The 17,012-nt window shown below is 69.0% G+C and carries 18 protein-coding genes; 9 read left to right on the top strand and 9 right to left on the bottom strand.

Annotation, left to right across the window (positions count from 1 at the left end; genetic code table 11):
• Window positions 1-88: 88 nt before the first annotated feature.
• Complete coding sequence (locus ON29_RS28640) at window positions 89-625, bottom strand: sigma-70 family RNA polymerase sigma factor (protein WP_373283938.1); 537 nt, start codon at window positions 623-625, stop codon at window positions 89-91.
• A gap of 132 nt (window positions 626-757) precedes the next feature.
• Window positions 758-1,402, bottom strand: coding sequence for a YqgE/AlgH family protein (locus tag ON29_RS28635; RefSeq protein WP_040871103.1), 645 nt, complete (start codon window positions 1,400-1,402; stop codon window positions 758-760).
• A gap of 136 nt (window positions 1,403-1,538) precedes the next feature.
• On the opposite strand from ON29_RS28635, the gene ON29_RS28630 reads away from it, so the two are divergent.
• Window positions 1,539-2,300, top strand: a complete 762-nt coding sequence (locus tag ON29_RS28630) for a lysophospholipid acyltransferase family protein (RefSeq protein ID WP_040871102.1) — start codon at window positions 1,539-1,541, stop codon at window positions 2,298-2,300.
• Between the two features lie 4 nt (window positions 2,301-2,304).
• Here the strand turns inward: ON29_RS28630 and ON29_RS28625 are convergent, their stop codons facing one another.
• Window positions 2,305-2,616: a GNAT family N-acetyltransferase gene (locus ON29_RS28625; protein ID WP_040871100.1), complete on the bottom strand. Its 312-nt coding sequence runs from the start codon at window positions 2,614-2,616 to the stop codon at window positions 2,305-2,307.
• A gap of 157 nt (window positions 2,617-2,773) precedes the next feature.
• Here ON29_RS28625 and ON29_RS28620 point away from each other — a divergent pair, with 157 nt between their 5' ends.
• A complete protein-coding gene (locus ON29_RS28620; RefSeq protein ID WP_040871099.1) occupies window positions 2,774-4,363 on the top strand; it encodes an alpha/beta hydrolase in 1,590 nt (529 codons plus the stop codon).
• A 223-nt stretch (window positions 4,364-4,586) separates the two neighbouring features.
• Entirely contained in the window at window positions 4,587-5,705 is a 1,119-nt protein-coding gene (locus tag ON29_RS28615; RefSeq protein ID WP_040871097.1) for a glycerate kinase, read from the top strand.
• 50 nt (window positions 5,706-5,755) lie between these two features.
• Here the strand turns inward: ON29_RS28615 and ON29_RS28610 are convergent, their stop codons facing one another.
• The gene (locus ON29_RS28610) at window positions 5,756-6,112 is read right to left on the bottom strand and encodes a winged helix-turn-helix transcriptional regulator (RefSeq protein ID WP_040871095.1); all 357 of its coding nucleotides are present in this window, start codon (window positions 6,110-6,112) and stop codon (window positions 5,756-5,758) included.
• 138 nt (window positions 6,113-6,250) lie between these two features.
• On the opposite strand from ON29_RS28610, the gene ON29_RS28605 reads away from it, so the two are divergent.
• The 3 genes from ON29_RS28605 to ON29_RS28595 all read left to right on the top strand — a co-directional run bounded on the left by ON29_RS28605 (window position 6,251) and on the right by ON29_RS28595 (window position 8,695).
• Window positions 6,251-7,129 carry an NAD(P)-dependent oxidoreductase gene (locus ON29_RS28605; RefSeq protein WP_040871094.1) on the top strand — a complete coding sequence of 293 codons (879 nt, stop codon included), beginning with the start codon at window positions 6,251-6,253 and terminating at the stop codon, window positions 7,127-7,129.
• A 163-nt stretch (window positions 7,130-7,292) separates the two neighbouring features.
• Complete coding sequence (locus ON29_RS28600; protein WP_040871093.1) at window positions 7,293-8,096, top strand: ArsR/SmtB family transcription factor; 804 nt, start codon at window positions 7,293-7,295, stop codon at window positions 8,094-8,096.
• Between the two features lie 152 nt (window positions 8,097-8,248).
• Window positions 8,249-8,695, top strand: coding sequence for a nitroreductase/quinone reductase family protein (locus ON29_RS28595; protein WP_040871091.1), 447 nt, complete (start codon window positions 8,249-8,251; stop codon window positions 8,693-8,695).
• A 2-nt stretch (window positions 8,696-8,697) separates the two neighbouring features.
• On the opposite strand, the gene aroQ is transcribed toward ON29_RS28595, so the two are convergent.
• Both aroQ and abmR read right to left on the bottom strand, forming a co-directional pair.
• Window positions 8,698-9,147 (bottom strand): type II 3-dehydroquinate dehydratase, encoded by a 450-nt coding sequence (aroQ, locus tag ON29_RS28590; RefSeq protein WP_040871089.1) that lies wholly within the window; start codon window positions 9,145-9,147, stop codon window positions 8,698-8,700.
• A 51-nt stretch (window positions 9,148-9,198) separates the two neighbouring features.
• The gene (gene abmR, locus ON29_RS28585) at window positions 9,199-9,798 is read right to left on the bottom strand and encodes an ATP-binding transcription factor AbmR (RefSeq protein ID WP_040871087.1); all 600 of its coding nucleotides are present in this window, start codon (window positions 9,796-9,798) and stop codon (window positions 9,199-9,201) included.
• Window positions 9,799-10,216: 418 nt separating this feature from the next.
• On the opposite strand from abmR, the gene ON29_RS28580 reads away from it, so the two are divergent.
• Window positions 10,217-11,854, top strand: coding sequence for an NTF2-like N-terminal transpeptidase domain-containing protein (locus ON29_RS28580; protein WP_040871086.1), 1,638 nt, complete (start codon window positions 10,217-10,219; stop codon window positions 11,852-11,854).
• Here ON29_RS28580 and ON29_RS28575 read toward each other — a convergent pair whose 3' ends face one another.
• The 3 genes from ON29_RS28575 to ON29_RS28565 are packed head-to-tail and all read right to left on the bottom strand — an operon-like array spanning window position 11,855 to window position 14,877.
• Window positions 11,855-12,214: a DUF3054 domain-containing protein gene (locus ON29_RS28575; RefSeq protein WP_040871085.1), complete on the bottom strand. Its 360-nt coding sequence runs from the start codon at window positions 12,212-12,214 to the stop codon at window positions 11,855-11,857.
• A 49-nt stretch (window positions 12,215-12,263) separates the two neighbouring features.
• Window positions 12,264-13,352, bottom strand: a complete 1,089-nt coding sequence (locus ON29_RS28570; protein ID WP_040871084.1) for a lysylphosphatidylglycerol synthase transmembrane domain-containing protein — start codon at window positions 13,350-13,352, stop codon at window positions 12,264-12,266.
• Window positions 13,353-13,356: 4 nt separating this feature from the next.
• Complete coding sequence (locus tag ON29_RS28565) at window positions 13,357-14,877, bottom strand: adenylate/guanylate cyclase domain-containing protein (RefSeq protein WP_174371874.1); 1,521 nt, start codon at window positions 14,875-14,877, stop codon at window positions 13,357-13,359.
• 211 nt (window positions 14,878-15,088) lie between these two features.
• Between ON29_RS28565 and ON29_RS28560 the strand changes: the two genes are divergently transcribed.
• Both ON29_RS28560 and ON29_RS28555 read left to right on the top strand, forming a co-directional pair.
• Complete coding sequence (locus ON29_RS28560; protein WP_083864124.1) at window positions 15,089-16,384, top strand: AI-2E family transporter; 1,296 nt, start codon at window positions 15,089-15,091, stop codon at window positions 16,382-16,384.
• On the top strand, window positions 16,344-17,012 hold a 669-nt coding region (locus ON29_RS28555), incomplete at its 3' end, for a DUF5931 domain-containing protein (RefSeq protein WP_245549198.1). The genes ON29_RS28560 and ON29_RS28555, both read left to right, overlap by 41 nt.

Below are 17,012 nucleotides of genomic sequence, written 5' to 3'. Positions count from 1 at the left end.
TGGCTCTCGTACTGCAGGCGCTCTTCGCGGGTGAGGGAGCCGAGCACATACGGGGCGTCCCACGTGCTGAAGTCGTCGGTGATGTCCGTCATTGATTCGTCACCCCCATCTCCTGTAGTGCCAGGCGCAATGCGCGCATACCGTAGTGCATCCGGGACTTCACCGTGCCCGGCGGGACGTCGAGTTCCTCGGCGATCTGATGTGTGGACAGTCCCCGGTAGTAGGCCCGCACGATCACCTCGCGGTGGTCGGCGCTGAGCTTGCCGAGGGCATCGGCGACCAGCCAGCCGTCCAGCGCACGATCGGAGTGGTCGGGGGTCGCCCGTTCGGGTGGGTTGTCGGTGCGGAACTCGCGCCTGCTGCGGGCGCTGCGGTGCTCATCCACGGCGAGATTGCGCGCCACGGTGAACAGCCACGCCCGCGCCGACGTGGTCGATTGATCCAAGACGTTCGGCCGTTGCCAGGCCCGCAGCAATGTTTCCTGCACGATGTCCTCTGCCCGCCCCCGGTCCCGAACCAAGCCGAGCGTGTACCGCCACAGCGGGGCGGCGTGTTCCTGGTAGAGAGCCCGCATCAATTCGGACTGGTCGTCTGGCGGGCCCGTCTCGCCGCGTACCTTGCGCACAACTGGCTACCTCTCCGCTCGAATTGCGGGTCCGGTCGGTGGGCGCACCCGATGCGTCACCCATGCTCTCGCCGGTTCAGTTGTCGTGTCTCATGTCGTGTCTCCTTCGGTCCCTTCGAGGAGTACACGGTCTCAGTTGCGTTCGAGTTCAATCGGGTGTGTCGCGAGCAAGGACAGCGGGAGCGGCTGACGGCGCAGCACGTGCGCCCACAGGTCCGCGCGGCCCGTGCTGATCGGGTCGGACGGCAGGGCCGAGACCACGATCCAGTCGTCGTTCTCCAGTTCGCCCTCGAGCTGCCCGAAGGTCCAGCCCGCGTAGCCCGCGAAGATCCGGATGCCCTCGACGAGCGGGGCCACCCGCTCGGGATCGGCGTCCAGGTCGACGAGGACGACCCGTCCGTCGATGCGCCGCAGCCCGGGAACGCCCTCGATGCGCGCGCCCACCCGGACGGTGCCCAGGCACAGCGCGGCGTCCCGTTTCACCGGGCCGCCGATGAACAGCGTGCGTGGCGCCGCGACCGCGTCCGTCCAGCGCGGCAGCACGTCGTGCACGGCCGTGTCGCTCGGGCGGTTGAGCACCACGCCGAGGCTGCCCGCCTCGTTGTGCTCGATGATGTAGACGACGGTGCGCCGGAAAGTGGGTTCGACCAGTTCGGTGGACGACACCAGCAGCGTCCCGGCACGAACCACCTGCTCGCCGTGCCGGAACTCGCGTCGCCTGCGGTCACCGTGCCCGCCGCGGGTCTTCCGATCGTCCGGGTCTTCTGCGCGTGCCACTCCGACATCATCGCAGCTGTTCGCCCACAATGCGCCTTCTGCGGCCGACTTCTGTGTTCCGGATTCGCCGAACGGGTGGCGGCCCGAGGGCGGACGCCCCGTCGCGCCACCGGCGCCACATCGTAGAGTCCAGCTCATGGAACCGCCCGAGGTGCGCCTCGAGAACAGCGACACCGTGTACGACTACTACCGCGATCATCGCCAGAACCGCCTGAAGGCATGGGGGGCCTACGCCGTTCTCGGCCGCCGCTACCACCCGCGCGTCACCTACGCGGAGGGCGCGCGCGTCGCGCTCCGCACGGTGATCAGGCAGAACAGGCCGCTGCTGATCGCGATCAACCATCTCTCCGAGAGCGACCCCTACACCGTGGCCGCGGCCGCGTGGCGCAGCGGGCTACGGCGGGTGATCGGCCGGGTGCGCGTGCTGGCCAAGGACGAACTGTTCGTCGATCCCGATCAGCGGCGCAAGATCGACATGATGGGCGGCATCCCGGTGTTCCGCGGCAAGGACCACGGCATCCGCGCGGTGAACGCCGCGGGCCAGCGCATGATGGACGTCTGCGCGGAGCGGCTGGCCCGCGGCGACGGCATCGCGGTCTTCCCCGAGGGCACCTGCAACGACGTGGACCCCGCCCGCGTGCAAGCGGTGGGCAGCGGGATCGGGCACATCGCCTTCCGGGCGATGAAGCTCGGCGTCGAGCCCGTGCTGGTGTCGATGGCACTGAGCTACGGTCCGCGCCGGGACCCGGCGGTGCGGCCGACCAAGGAGGACGCCAAGGGGGCCAGCTTCCACTTCGGCGTCCCCATACTCGAGTTGCCGCCCCGGCCCGGTGACATCGCCCGGTTGGTGCGTACCGATCTGCAGAAGGCGCTCGACGCCGCCGTCGCGGCCTACTGAGGGCCTACTGCGGCAGGTTCAGCCGGTCGCGCGCCCAGTGCGGCACCATAGTGAGGTATTCGGGGCGGGTCTCGATGAAGTGGTGGACCGTCCGGCACATGGGCAGCGCGCCGAGCTTGTCGTCGCGGGTGCTGTTCAGCGCGGTCTCGACCAACAGCCGCGCATAGCCCTGGCCCTCGTAGGACGAGTAGATCTCGGTGTGCACGAACGCGCGCTCGGAAGCCGTGTCCTGGTATTCGGCGTAGCCGGCGATCGCACCGTCGACGTAGATCTCGAAGCGTTCCAGTGCGGTGTTGTTGCTGACCTCGGTCGACATGGCTCGACGCTACTCTGTGCGCCGGTGTCCGGATAAATCACACGCCAGACCGGGCGGAATCCCGCCACCGACTTGTCTGTCCCGGCGGCCCTGCGCAGAATGCTCTTGGTCGGGTCCGTCGTCGCGCGCGAGCGGGCAGGCTCGGGGAGGTACGAAAATGATGAGGACACCGCGGGTTTCGCGGGTCGCGGCCATCGTGGTCGCCGCGGGCCTGCTCGGGGGATCGATCGTCACCGGCGTCGCGGACGCCGCGCCGGGAATCGCCTTCGGCCGGTGCCCGGAGGGCGCGGTGCCCGCCGATCGGGGCGTGCGGTGCGCCGTCGTCAGCGTGCCGATGAACTACGCCGACCCGGATGGGCCCACGATCGAACTCACCGTCAGCCGGATCGCCGCCACGGGTGAGCGGGAAGGTGTCCTGTTCGCCAACCCCGGCGGTCCCGGCGCGGACGCGCTGGACTACTGGGCGCGCCGGGTGGAGATATTCCCCGCCGGGCTCGCCGAGCACTACGACCGGATCGCCGTCCAGCCGCGCGGTCTGCGCTGGGCCACACCGCTGGAATGCGGCACGAGCACCAAGAACGAGCAGGGCCGGCAGGTCTCGCTCGGCGGCGGCAATCGCGACGAGATCAAGAAGGCCTGTGACGCGGCGCAGCCCGGTTACCTGGACGCCATCACCACGGAGAACACCGCCCGCGACATCGACGCCGTGCGCGCCGCGCTCGGGCTGGAGCGGATCGGTTACCTGGGCACGTCCTACGGCACCTACCTCGGCGCGGTGTACGCGGCGCTGTTCGGCGACCGGGTGGACCGGATGGTCCTGGACTCCAACGTCAACCCGGATTGGGTGTGGACCGAGGAGTTCGCCCAGCAGCAGGTCGCGGGCAAACAGCGCCTGGACGACTTGTTCGCCTGGATCGCCGAACACGACGGCGAATACCACCTCGGCGACACCGCATTGCAGGTCTATCGCAACTGGGTCCGGTTGGCGGCGGCCCAGGGCGGCGGCTGGTACGCCAACCTCACCCCGCCGCCCGCGAGCATCGGCGACTTGCCCGGCGCGCTGCCCGAGCCGCTGGCCGAGATCGCAAGGGACGGCTACACCGGCAGCGTCGAGCAGCTCGGCAAACTGCAGAACCTGTTGCGCACCTTGGTCAGCGGGGGCGTCTCCGCGCAGGTGCCGTTGCTCGGCGCGACCACCGTAGCCACCTATACCCGCACCTTCTGGCCGGTCTTCGCCCGCGCGATGGCCGACGCCGCGGCCGATCCGGCGAACGTGCAGCGCCTGCGAGCCATCGAGGGCGCGACCTCGACCGACCCCACCGGGCGGTTCGTGTTCAGCGCGATCACCTGCAACGAGAACGCCGTGCCCGGCAGGCCGGAACTGCTCGGCGCCGCGGCAGGCACCATAGCCTCCGGCGGCAACGCCATGGACGCGCGCGCCGACCTGGTGCGCTCGGGAATGGCCTGCGGTTCCTGGAAACCCGTGACGAAGCCGGTGCCGATCACCGGTGCGGCGCTGCGCACCCCGCCGCTGGTGTTGCAGAGCCGTCACGACGCGCTGACCAAATACGAAGGCGGCCCGGCCATGGCCACGGCGCTGGGCGGAACGCTGGTCGTCGTGGACGGCGGCGACCACGGCACGTTCGGTCGCGGCAATCCGGCGGTGGACGAGGCCGTGCTCACCTACCTGCGCACCGGGAAGGTCGACATCACCCGAGCCGACCAAGCCCCGCTGCCCGCAAGCTGAACGTCGCTGTACAGCGAGTTCGCCGACTCGCACCATCCCTCGAAATCGCAGCACGAACTCGAGGTCGGCCGGGTGACGCGCACTCGGAGGGCGAATTCCTCCGCGATCCGCGCTGTGGATCAGTGGTATGCGGCGTTCTTGTCCGGATGCTCATGAGCGCATCGGGCTTCGTGGGCGGAAGTGTCGTGGTGCGGCCGATCCGGTGGCGTCCGAGAATGTGGGAATGACACCCGCTGCGCGAGTGATCCTCGCTCCGGACAAGTTCAAGGGGTCGCTGGCCGCGCCGGAGGTGGCGGCGGCCCTTGCGGCGGGATTGCGCCGGAGCGCGCCGGATGCCGAGATCCGGCAGGTGCCGGTCGCCGACGGGGGCGACGGCACGGTCGAGGCTTTCGTCGCGGCAGGTTGGACCCGGGTGGAGTTGACGGCGCCGGGGCCGACCGGGGTACCTCGCCGCACGGCCTATGCCCGGCACGGCTGCACCGCTGTGGTCGAACTGGCCGCCGTGGTCGGTCTGGCGGACTTGCCAGGGGGACGGCCGGACCCGTTAAGCGCGAGCACATATGGGCTCGGGGTGGTCCTGGCGCATGCCATGGAGCACGGCGCCACCGAGATCGTGCTCGGCCTGGGCGGCAGTGCCTCCACCGACGGCGGCGCGGGCATGTTGCAGGCCCTCGGCGTCCACATCCTCGATCCCGGCGGACGGGAATTGCCGCGCGGCGGAGCGGCTTTGGCCCACGCCGCACGGCTGGACCGCTCCGGCCTGCATCCCGGTGTCGTCGGTGCGACCTTCACGCTGGCCTGCGACGTCGACAATCCGCTGCTCGGGCCGACCGGCGCGACCGCGGTCTACGGGCCACAGAAGGGTGCCGGACCGGCCGAACTCGACGTCCTCGAATCTGCGCTCACCACCTGGGCCGAACTCGTGGGCCCCGAGTTCGCGCGGCTTCCCGGCGCGGGCGCGGCGGGCGGTACCGGTTTCGGTGCGCTCGCCGTGCTGGACGCGCGGGTGCGCAGCGGCATCGAGGTCGTGCTCGAGTTGCTGGATTTTCCCGCCCTGCTCGCCACCGCCACCCTCGTGGTCACCGGTGAGGGATCGCTCGATCAGCAGAGTTTGCACGGCAAGGCGCCGGTCGGCGTGTGCGCGGCCGCCCGTAAGGCGGACGTCCCGGTGATCGCCGTGGCGGGCCGCGCGCTGCTCGCCCCCGGCGAGATCCGGGCCGCGGGCTTCGCGGGCTGCTATGCGCTCGCCGATCTGGAACCCGACCCGGACCGCTCGATGGCGGAGGCGGCGGCACTGCTCGAACGCGTCGGCGGGCGGATCGCCGCCGAGTGGCTGGATTAGCTCGCCGATGCCGGAACGCCCGGAGCCGGTCGCCGCTTACCCCGGTCGGCTCAGCTCGCCGACGCCAGGAGATTCGCGGACAGCTCGTGCCGGTGCCGGTCGCCCCACTCCTCGAGTGGACGCAGCGCGACGGCCAGCTCCTCGCCGAGCGGCGTGAGCGAGTACTCGACCCGCGGCGGGACCTCGGGATAGACCTCCCGGTGCACGACGCCACTGGACTCCAGGTGCCGCAGGTTCTCGGCGAGGACCTTCTCGCTGACCCCGTCGAGCAGCCTGCGGATCTGGCCGAAGCGCTGCGGGCCGGTGCCGAGCACCCACATCAGGTGCATCTTCCACTTGCCGCCGACGACATCGATCGCGACCGTCATGCCACACACTTCGTGATCCGCGTCACTGCTCATGCCCATCGCGCTCCTCTGACCTCGTTTCGGACCTCGAGGTAAGCAACCGCACCTCGACGTTCGGTCTTCCCGACTCTACCTGCGGGAACGACGATGAATCCCGGCGCCGAAGCAAGTAACCGACGAGAACCGAAGGGACACATCATGTCCGAGCAGACCACCGCCCACGCAGTCTCCGTCGTCGGCCTCGGGCCGATGGGACAGGCGATGGTCCGGGCCTTCCTGGACGCGGGCGTCGAGGTGACGGTGTGGAACCGCAGCCCCGAAAAGGCCGACGCCATGGTCGAACTCGGCGCGAAGCGCGCCGCGACCGTCGCCGACGCGCTCGACGCGAACGAGGTCACCGTGCTCAGCCTCACCCACTACGCGGCCATGTACGACGTGCTGGGCCAGGCGACCGGCCACCTGAAAGGCAAGGTGATCGCGAACCTGTCCTCCGATTCGCCGGAGAAGGCGCGCGAGGGCGCGCAGTGGGTTCGCTCGCACGGCGCCCGATTCATCTCCGGCGGCGTCATGTCGGCGGGGGACAACATCACGCACCCGGCGTCCTACATCTTCTACAGCGGCCCGCGCGAGGTGTTCGACGCGCACGCCGAGTTGCTGCGCCCGTTGAGCCCGCAGGAATACCTCGGCGCGGACGACGGCCTCGCGCAGGTCTTCTACCAGGGACTGCTGACCATCTTCCATCCCTGGCTGCTCGCCTTCGACCAGGCCACCGCGATGATCGATCGCTCCGGCCATGACATCGCCGCGTTCGTCCCGTTCGCGATCCGCTCGGCCGCCGCCTTCCCGTACTTCATGGAGGAGTTCTCGGTCGCCAACCAGAACGGCGGCTGGGCCTCCCTGGCCAGTCTGAAGATGATGGACGCGGGCGCGCAGCACATCATCGACGCGAGTGAAGAAGTCGGCGTCGACGCCGTCCTCTCGCACACCGCCCAGGGGCTCTGGCGCAAGGCCGTAGCCGCGAGCGAGCAGGCGGGCAACCCGATCTCCACCTACGCCCTCCTCCGCGGCGACGCCTGACCCACCTCATCGCCCGACCTCGCAGAGCCGGTCCTCGCGTGCGCAGTTACGCGAAGACCTGACCGGCTCTGCGAGGTCGTTCCGCTTCTCGACTTGTTATGCAGCCGGGAGGCTGCCTATCCTAAAATAGGCAGCCTTGAGGTTGCATGTAGAAAGGCGGGCGATGGACGAGGTGTTCCGGGCACTGGCCGACCCGAGCAGACGGCGTCTGCTGGACCGGTTGAATGCCCACAACGGGCAGACGCTGCGGGAGTTGTGCGCCGGGCTGGCGATGACCCGTCAGTCGGTGAGCAAGCACCTCGCGGTGCTGGAGGCGGCCAACCTCATCACCACCCGGCGTAGCGGGCGGGAAAAACTGCACTACCTCAATGCCGAGCCCATCAACGCCATCGCGGAACGCTGGATCAACCGGTACGACCGCGAGCGCGTGCATGCCCTCGCCGACCTGAAGAGAGCATTGGAGGAGCAACCCATGGGCGACAACGCATTCGTCTACACGACCTACATCAAGACCACACCCGAGAAGCTGTGGCAGGCACTGACCGACCCGGCGTTCACCAATCGCTACTGGGGCGCGAGCTTCGATACGGATTGGCAGCCGGGCTCGGAGATGACCTGGCATCAGCAGGACTGGACCAGTAAGGACCCCGGGCAAGTAGTGCTCGAGGCCGAGCCGTATCGCCGCCTCTCCTACACCTGGCACACCTTCGACCCGGCTTTCGCCGCCGCCTTCCGAATGAACCCCGACGACGTCGCCGCCTGGGCGCGCGAGCCGCGATCGAAGGTGACCTTCGAGATCGAACCACGGGGCGACGTGGTGAAGCTGACCGTCGTCCACGACGGCTTCCAGCCGGGCAGCCAGGTGCTCGAAGGGATCAGCGGCGGCTGGCCGAGCATCCTGTCCAACCTCAAAACCCTGCTCGAAACGGGGGACGTCCTGCCGGAGCCGGAGGCTGCCGCTTCCTGATCGACGGCAGGACGTCTCCACGAGATGCCGCGACCATGTCTTCGAGCTGTGTTTCCGTCCCCGGAATGAAGAGAGCAGTGCTCTTGACTTTGCGGCACGCTTCGTGGAACACTTCTCTCTATAGAGAGCAGTGCTCACAACAAGGAGAAGTCATGGACCTCAGCACCCGGTACCTCGGCCCGGCCGGATTCGACGCGATCTTCAACCGGTTCGCCAATCTGCTGCCCAAGCTCGGCATCAGTGTGATGGGGTCGCGACTGCTCGCGGTGCGCGGGCGCAAGAGCGGGGAATGGCGCACCACGATGGTCAACCTGATGGTGCGGGAGGACGGTGAGCGCTTCCTCGTCGCGCCGCGCGGGCACACGCAGTGGGTGCGTAACCTGCGCGTGGCGGGCGGGGGCGAGTTGCGGCTCGGCCGCAAGGTGGAGACGTTCACCGCCACCGAGGTGGCCGATGCCGACAAGGTGCCGCTGCTGCGTCTCTACCTGGGGAAGTGGGGCTGGGAGGTCGGCAAGTTCTTCGAGGGCGTGACCAAGGACGCCACCGACGAGGAACTCGCCGCCATCGCGCCCGGGTTCCCGGTTTTCCGGCTGCGGTGAGCTCAGGCCGAACGGGCCAGGAATTCGATGGCGGCGGCGTAACCCTGGATGCCCATCCCCGCGACCACCGCCGTCGCGATGGGAGAGATGTAGGAGTGGTGCCGGAACTCCTCACGCGCGTGCACATTGCTGATGTGCACCTCGACGATGGGGAGTTCCGGAATGACCAGCGCGTCCCGTAGCGCCACCGAGGTGTGGGTGAGTCCACCGGGATTGATCACGATGCCCGACTCGGCGCCGCGCGCCTGGTGGATGCGATCGATGAGAGCGCCTTCGGAGTTGGACTGGAAGGCGACGATCTCCCGGTCGAATCTCGCCGCGGTCCGCCGGCACAACTCCACGACGTCCTCGAGCGTGGCCGACCCGTACACCTCCGGTTGCCTGGTGCCGAGCATGTTGAGGTTCGGGCCGTTCAGAACCAGGATCGGGCCCGGCGTCGCGGTCACAGCCATGCACGGCAAGATACCGCGCCGGACCACGCCGTTCGGACCGGACCCGACCGGCTACAACCCCTGCGGACCTTCCGAGCGCAGGTCGTCGACCTTGCGCATGGCTTCGCGCAGTTCCTCCAGCCACGCTTCCGCGTGCTGGCCCGCCAGCTTCACCGTCCAGGCCAGCGCGTCGGCGCGGGAACGGGCGACGCCCGCGTCGACCAGAGTGTCGAGTACCTTCCGTTCCGGCTGGCGCAGCCGGGTCATGACGGGCACGGCCAGATGGGTGAACATGATTCGTTCCCCGTCCACCGACACGCCCCAGGCCACATTGCGCCGGTAGCGGTGCTGCGCCTCGTTCGCGATCTGCATGCGGGCGGGGCGGGTCGACTCGCGGAACCGGGCGACCGCGCCCTCCTTGGTCGCGCGCGGCACTTCTTCGGCCGGGGTGTCGGCGTCGTCGGTGTCCGGCGTCTTCTCCGGTTGCTGGATCGCCAGCTCACCGATGACGACGATCTCGTCCCGATCGACCTCGATCACCGGCGGGCCGGTGAACCACTCACTGGGCAACCTTCCGGCGAACCAATCGGGCACGTCCGACGGGTCCGGCAGGTCGGCCTGCTGCCAGCCGCCCGTTCGCCCGAAACCCCGGCCGCGGTGTGCGTTTCTCATGACGAGTCACCTACTTACTATTCTGCGGTGCTTTCACTGATTACAAGATTACGTCGTAATCGACCGATCGCAGTTCCGCTGTACGCGAACGAGGGTCCGATTGCTTCGTTCCGCACCTTTCGGGGTATTTATTGATTCGAAACGTCGACCGCGGGGGTAACCGCGCGACTTTTCGGGAAGGCCGGTACGGTAGCGGCGCCGGTTGCCGCCGAGCGGCCGGGCGATGATCATGAAAGGCCCCCCGAGATGCAAGATCCCGGGGCACAATTGGGATGCTGAGCATGGGTAACGTCCTCGCTACGGAGGCATCGCGGTCTGGTCTTTTTCGGGTACGGTGGTCTTGTTACTGGAGTGACAAGAGTGAAGAGTGGGCGACATGGACGTGTGGGGATCCCGCCGCTTTCGTGTTCGCGGCGCAATGGCACTCATGGGGGTGGCGGCGCTCGCGCTCGGGATCGGGTCGTGCGGGATACACGAGAAGCAGAACGAAGCCGAAGCGGTCGTGGAGCGCTTCACGGATCTGCTCGACGATCAGGACTACACCAAGGCGGCAGACCTGACGTCGTACCCCACTGCGGCCACAGCAACCCTCAAGCAAATGTTCACCGGGTTGCGGGGCGCGAAGGTCGACTACCGCAAGACCCAGTTCATCGGTCTGGATCCGCAGTCCGCGATCTTCAGCATGGATGTCGAGTGGAACTTCGGCGAGCGGAAGACCTGGAACTACAGCCTCGAGGGCAATGTGCGCAAGCTGGCCATCGGCTGGCGGATCTCCTGGGAGCCCGCGGTCGTGATGCCGCAGCTCGCGCACAACCGAACGGTGCAGCTGGTGCGCACCTACCCGACGCCCCCGCCGAAGGTCAACGACATCGCGGGCGCGCCGCTGATGACCGAGCAGACCATCAACGTGGTCAAGCTCGATCCCGGCAAGATGCCCGACCCGGTCGCGTCGACCGACGCGCTCGCCAAGGCCATCGAGCCGGTCGCCCCGCTGATCACCGGTCCGTCGCTGATGCAGCAGCTGGCCACCTCGCAGGGCAAGCCGATCGTCGCGGTGAACCTGCGCGAGGGTGACTTCGAGATCCTGGAACCGCGGATGGCGCCGATTCCCGGCGTGGTGCTGGAGAAGCAGCCGCGGCTGATCTCCGCCGACCGCCGGGTCTGGTCACCGATGCTCGACGCGCTGCGCAAGGTGCAGCAGGAAAGCCAGGAGGCGCATTCCGGCTGGGGTGTCCAGCTGTTCGAACAGGACGGACGGTTCATCACCCAGCTCGCCGGGCAACAGGGTCCGCCGGGACCGGACATCGCGGGCACCATGGACCAGCGTTTGCAGCGTGCCGCCGAGGACGCGGTGGTCAGCGTGGCCACCCAGGCCTCGATCGTGGCGATCCAGCCGTCCACCGGGGCGGTGGTGGCGGCCGCGCAGAACAGCCAGGCCAGTGAGCACGGCTCGGTGGCCTTCACCGGGTTGTATCCGGTGGGCGGCAACATGGAGCTGTTCCGGGCCGTCGCGGCCTCGGCGAAGGGGAGGGCGCCACAGGACGTCTCGGTACAGGACGCGGCAGAGGCGGCGACCGCGCTCGGCGTCGGCATCGACTTCAAGGTGCCCGGCCTCGACGAGGTGACCGGCCGCCTGGCCGTCGCGGGACGCAGTGCCGAGCAGGTAGTGCAAGGCGGCGGTTCGGACGCCGTGCTGGCCAGCCCGTTCGGCATGGCCATCGCCGCGGCCGCGATCGTGCGGGGAGCGGTGCCGCCGCCGATGATCGAGGCAGGCCGCCCGAGCACCACCGATGCCCCGCTCGACCCGCTGCCGCCGCAGACCGCCGACCGACTGCGCGCCATGCTGCGCGACGCCACCAACGCGCCGGAGCTGGCCGGTGTGCGCCGCTACCGAGACGTCGACGCGTTCGCCGCGACCGCGGGCCCGGACGGGTGGCTGATCGGGGCGATGGGCGATCTGGTCTTCGCCGTCCACATCAACGATGTGGACAGCAAGGACGCGACCGCCCGGATGGCGGCCAGGATGTTGCAGGCACTGGCGACGCCGGAGCCGTGATCACCGCACGGCTTCGTACACCGCGCGCCAGCCGAGCAGGAACACCGCGAGCACCACGCCGGCCACCAGCACGAAGCTGACCGCCGTGCCCTGACCACCGACCACGCGCAGCAGCATGCCCCCGATCAGGGTGCAAGCCCAGATCACGACACCGGCCGGCCACAGGGCGGTGATTTCGCCCTCGGCGGCGCGCCACCTGAGCGCCACCACGACGAGCCAGCCCGCGATCAAACCCGTCGCGAACGGCCACACGGTGCGCAGCAGGCCGGTGAGCACCGCCTCGTCGTGGCTGCGCCTGCCGATAGCGCAGAAGACGACGACGAGCAGCGCATCGACCACGAAGGGCAGCAGTTTCCTCACGCGGGCCAGCGTAACGGGGCTTCCGAAGACCAGCGCGCGGGCTGATCTGTCACAGCCGCCGCCGCTCGAATTCCTTCTCGAACTCTTCGTCGTCGGCCTCCCGGGTGCGGAACAGGAACCCGAACACGATCCAGCCGACGATCGCGACCAGGACGAAACTCACCATCCGATACACGAACGCCGCGGCGACCGCTTGCGCGGCGGGCAGGCCCGCGGCGGCGGTGAGACCGTAGATCAGCGTCGCGTCGACGTAGACGATGCCGCCCGGCGCGAACGGGATGGACCCCACCGCCTTGCCCACGGCGAACGCGAGCAACAGACCGGCGATGCGCGGATCGGCGCCCACCGCGTAACAGGCCGCACCGAGGCAGGCCACGTCGGCGAAACGGTGCATCAGCGCCCAGAGCGCTACCAAGAGGCCGTCGCGCTTGCCGAGGTCGACCGATTCCAGTTGGCCGAGCACGTCCGCGATCTTGTCCGCCCCCTGCCCCGGTGGCCGTTTGCGCACCCGGTTGACCAGTGCGAGCAGCCTGCGTGCCAGCGCCTCGAGCGCACCGGGATCGCGCGATATGTGATTGCCAGCCCACACCAGCGCGACGACGGCGGCCAGCGAGAGGATCAGGTTGAGCGGACCCACTCGCCCGCCCGACAGCAGCGTGCCGCCGACCCCGAGCAGCGCCAGGCCCACTGCCGCGACCACGCCGGAGAACACCAGCTGCCACGAGGCGACGATCGGACTGGCGCCCCAGCGCCTGGTCTGCCGGTAGGTGAACGCGGTGGAGAACACCTGGCCCGCGGGCAAGGTCACCGACATCGCCGTCGCACCGTAGACCACCGCGACGGATTTCCGCTGACTCACCGCGACGCCGCCCGCGTTGAGCAGCTGTTTCTGCACCCGGGCGAAGCCGCTCATCGACACGGCCTGAAGCCAGATCGAGGCGGCCAGCCAACCCCAGTGGATCTCGGTGAGCTTGCGCCAGGACTCGTGCAGGCGCGGCCAGAGGTACACGCCCTCGGCGATCAGCAGGGCCAGCAGGGCGGCGCCGAGCACCCACTTCAGCCAGCGGAATCTGCCACGGCGGGAACCCGCCGTGGGCGGCGGCGCAGGATCCCCTGCCAGTTCCCCGTCGGCCGTCACGCGGTCAGCCTAACGAACGCGCCGTTTCGGCATCGGTAGCGTCGGGCGCGTCGGCCTGTTCTCGGGGCCAGGCCAGCAGCGTTTTCCTGCGTCTGCCGCGCAGCTGCACCTCGTCGCCGGTTTCCCACTGGTCCTGCTCGCTTTCCTCGGCGAAATACAGCGCGCTACCCGAGGCCAGCGTTCGGCCGGGACGTTCTTTGGCCAGCTCGGTGAGCCGGGATGCCTCGTTGACCGGATCTCCGATCACCGTGTACTCGAAGCGGTTGGCCGCGCCGATGTTCCCCGCGACGGCCAGGCCGGCCGAGACGCCGATACCGATGTCGAGGCCGGGGACCTCCCGCAGGGTTTCGCGCAGTTCGCGTGCGGCGGCGAGCGCGGCGGTCGGCGCGTCCGGGCGGTCCAGCGGCGCGCCGAAGATGGCCAGCGCCGCGTCGCCGACGAATTTGTTCACGAAGCCGTGGTGGCGGTGGATCACGTCGACCACGATGCGGAAGAACTCGTTGAGCAGGCTCACCACCTCGGTGGGCGGGCGCTCGGCGGCGGCGGCGGTGGAGCCGACCATGTCGACGAACAGCACCGCGACGAAGCGGGTCTCGCCGCCGAGTTCGGTGCCGTAGTCCAGCGCCCGCTGCGCCACCTCCTCGCCGACGTGCTGACCGAACAGTTCCTGGAGCTGGCGACGCTTCGCGGCCTCCTCCATCATCCGGTTGAAGCCCACCTGTAGCAGCCCGATCTCACTGCCGTCGAAGACCTCGACCTGCACGTCGCGCGCCCCGGCCTGCACCCGGTCGATGGCTTGGCTGAGCTGGCGCACCGGGTCGGAGATGCTCGAACCGGTGAGCATGGACAGCGCGAGCGCCTGCATGATCACCACGCCGCACAGCAGCAGGATGGAGATGGCGAGCGACTGCGCGGAGAACTTCACCTCCGAGGAGATCTGGGTGACGCACAGCAGCACGATCGCGATGGTGGGCGCGAAGGTGCCCATGCCCCAGGTCATCGCCATCCTGGTGCCGACGCCCGGGGTCAGGGTGTGGTCGAAGGTGCCCTCGGTCAGCGCCTGGGCCGCGACCGGGCGCAGAATGCGTTCGCCCAGCATGTAGGTGAAACCGAACACGATGGTCGCGGCCATGCACTCGGTGATGATGACCGCGCCTGCCAGCGCGGGAGTGTCCTTGATGATCAGCGTGGCCAGCACCGCGCCGCCGATCAGCCACAGCGCGAGATGCAGGATCGCCTGGCGCAGCGGTGCGTGCAGCGCGGCCATCTGCTCCTGGCGGCTCGGCGGCCCGCCGCGCATCTGCCAGCGCATCACCGGGCGCAGCATCAGCGCGGAGGCGGCCATGCTGAGCAGGCCGCCCGCCACGAAGACCCCGCCGGGGATCAGCAGGCCGGTGCGCCTGGCGCCGGAGGGCTCGCCCTCGGGGACGGGTAGCCCGTACTGGATGAACGCCCACACCAGAACCGCGCCGAAAGCGTTCGCCAGCAGCATCGATGTCAGGTACAGCGGCCAGCGCGTTCGCATGGTCTGTTTGACCGCTTCCAGAGGCGCCGACACGGGGTCCAATCTAGCGTTTCGATCATGTCGGCATGTCCGCGGCGCTGCGGGCGGTCGCGGCGCCGGTGATCGCGGACAGGGTGCGGCCGGGGCCGGTTAGGCGTACCTCCGCCTTCGCTCCGGCCATGCGCCGGCTCGAGACGGACTACGTCCGGCAGCAGACATTAGGCTCACGGAGGTGACCGACCCGAAGCCAAGTCCAGAGCGGAAAATCACGCTGTCACGGAACGCCGCGGAGACGGTGCACCCGATCGTCCGGGTGACGGCGGAGTGGGGCTGGCGGCTACTGGTGCTGTTCGCGCTGGCGATCGCGGCGGCGGCGATCGTGCAGAAACTGGCCACCGTGGTGATTCCGCTCGCCATCGGGCTGCTGGCGGCGGCCCTGCTCGCACCGCTGGTGGACTGGATGCAGCGCTTGGGCGTGCCGCGCGCGGTGGGCGTCTTCGTGGCGCTGGTCGGGTCGATCGGTGTGGTCGCGGGCATCATGACCTTCGTCGTCGAACAGTTCGTCGCCGGTGTGCCGGAGCTGTCGAACAAGTTCACCGACAGCATCCACCAGATCCAGGACTGGCTGATCAACGGCAGGCTGCACCTGAGCAACGAGCAGATCCGCAACGTGGGCGACGCCGCCGTCAAGGCGATCCAGTCCAATCAGGACAGCCTGACCAGCGGTGCGCTCACCACCGCCACCGTGATCGGCGAGTTGCTGACCGGCACCTTCCTGACGCTGTTCATCCTCATCTTCTTCCTCTACGGCGGCGATCAGATCTGGGAATTCGTCACCAGGATCGTGCCGACCGACCACCGCGAGCGGGTCCGCACCGCCGGGCGGCTCGGGTTCGGCACGCTGGTCGGATTCGTCCGCGCGACCGTCGTGGTCGCCGCGGTGGACGCCATCGGCATCGGCGCCGGGTTGGCCATTCTCGGGGTGCCCTTGGCGCTCCCGCTTGCCTCGCTGGTGTTCATCGGCGCGTTCATCCCGATCATCGGCGCGTTCCTGGCCGGGTTCATCGCCGTGTTCATCGCGTTGGTGACCAAAGGTTTGGTCACCGCGCTGATCGTGCTCGGCATCATCATCGCGGTGATGCAGCTCGAGGGGCACGTGCTGCAACCGCTGCTGCTCGGGCGGGCGGTGAGCATCCACCCGCTGGCCGTGGTGCTGGCGATCACGGCGGGCGTGGTGATCGGCGGGATCGCGGGCGGTCTGCTCGCGGTGCCGTTCGTCGCGGTGATGAACACCGCGATCCGGTCGTTGCTCGACGGACCGGAGGAGTTGTACGAGGAACTACAGACCGGCGACGACCATCGCGGGCTGTATCAAGCCGAACCCGATCACCCCGATCCCGGCCGGTTCGACGTGGCCGCGACGCTGATGGAGGCGACCCGGAAGCGGGCGGAGGCGATGAAGGCGGCGCAGCAGAAGGTGGAATCCGATGACGGCGCGCAAGCCGGCGACGGCACGGCGCAGGCCTGAGCTGCGCTCGGCCGACGTGGCGACCACACCGCTGTGGCGGGCCGCGCAGGCGCTGCGGCTGGTCACGCTGCTGTACGCGGTCGGACAGCAGATCGCCTCGGTGCCGTACTACACGAATCAGCGGTTGAGCTGGGTGCTCGTCGCCCTGATGGCGGTGTGGTCGGGTGCTTCGGCGATCATGTTGTCGCAGTGGCATTTTCCCGAGGTGGCCAGGCTGCGTGTCTGGGTGGTGATCGGCGACCACGTTGTCGTGATCGGGCTGATGGCCGCCACTCGCCTGGTCGCCGATTACGGCTGGTATCACGGACATCAGACGCTGCCGACCACGCTGTGGGCGACCAACGCCGTGATCGGGGCGGCGATCCTGCGGGGCCCGTTCGCCGGTGTGCTGTCCGGAGCCCTGATCGCCGCGGTGGCACTGACGGTGCGCGACCAGTGGGGTGAGGACGTGTGGACGGACGCGACGGTGCCGGTGCTCGTCTCGGTGGGTCTGGCGCTCGGCCTGGCCGCCAACACCGCCCGCCGCGCCCAGGACCAGCTGGAACAAGCGGTGCGCCTGACCGCGGCGGCCGAGGAGCGCGAACGGCTCTCCCGCGAGGTGCACGACGGGGTGTTGCAAGTACTCAGC

It is taken from the genome of Nocardia exalbida NBRC 100660 (assembly GCF_000308575.1).
GTDB classification, from domain to species: domain Bacteria; phylum Actinomycetota; class Actinomycetes; order Mycobacteriales; family Mycobacteriaceae; genus Nocardia; species Nocardia exalbida.
Note: the sequence above shows the minus strand (reverse complement) of the source record. Positions and strands in the feature narration are given on the sequence as shown.

What these genes read in the sequence shown, in the direction of transcription:
- ON29_RS28610 (WP_040871095.1), bottom strand. Translation starts at nt 6,112, where the DNA reads ATGGGCATGAGCAGTGACGCGGATCACGAAGTGTGTGGCATGACGGTC.
- ON29_RS28605 (WP_040871094.1), top strand. Translation starts at nt 6,251, where the DNA reads ATGTCCGAGCAGACCACCGCCCACGCAGTCTCCGTCGTCGGCCTCGGG.
- ON29_RS28580 (WP_040871086.1), top strand. Translation starts at nt 10,217, where the DNA reads ATGGCACTCATGGGGGTGGCGGCGCTCGCGCTCGGGATCGGGTCGTGC.
- ON29_RS28600 (WP_040871093.1), top strand. Translation starts at nt 7,293, where the DNA reads ATGGACGAGGTGTTCCGGGCACTGGCCGACCCGAGCAGACGGCGTCTG.
- ON29_RS28625 (WP_040871100.1), bottom strand. Translation starts at nt 2,616, where the DNA reads ATGTCGACCGAGGTCAGCAACAACACCGCACTGGAACGCTTCGAGATC.
- ON29_RS28565 (WP_174371874.1), bottom strand. Translation starts at nt 14,877, where the DNA reads ATGCGAACGCGCTGGCCGCTGTACCTGACATCGATGCTGCTGGCGAAC.
- aroQ (WP_040871089.1), bottom strand. Translation starts at nt 9,147, where the DNA reads ATGGCTGTGACCGCGACGCCGGGCCCGATCCTGGTTCTGAACGGCCCG.
- ON29_RS28595 (WP_040871091.1), top strand. Translation starts at nt 8,249, where the DNA reads ATGGACCTCAGCACCCGGTACCTCGGCCCGGCCGGATTCGACGCGATC.
- ON29_RS28630 (WP_040871102.1), top strand. Translation starts at nt 1,539, where the DNA reads ATGGAACCGCCCGAGGTGCGCCTCGAGAACAGCGACACCGTGTACGAC.
- ON29_RS28620 (WP_040871099.1), top strand. Translation starts at nt 2,774, where the DNA reads ATGATGAGGACACCGCGGGTTTCGCGGGTCGCGGCCATCGTGGTCGCC.
- abmR (WP_040871087.1), bottom strand. Translation starts at nt 9,798, where the DNA reads ATGAGAAACGCACACCGCGGCCGGGGTTTCGGGCGAACGGGCGGCTGG.
- ON29_RS28615 (WP_040871097.1), top strand. Translation starts at nt 4,587, where the DNA reads ATGACACCCGCTGCGCGAGTGATCCTCGCTCCGGACAAGTTCAAGGGG.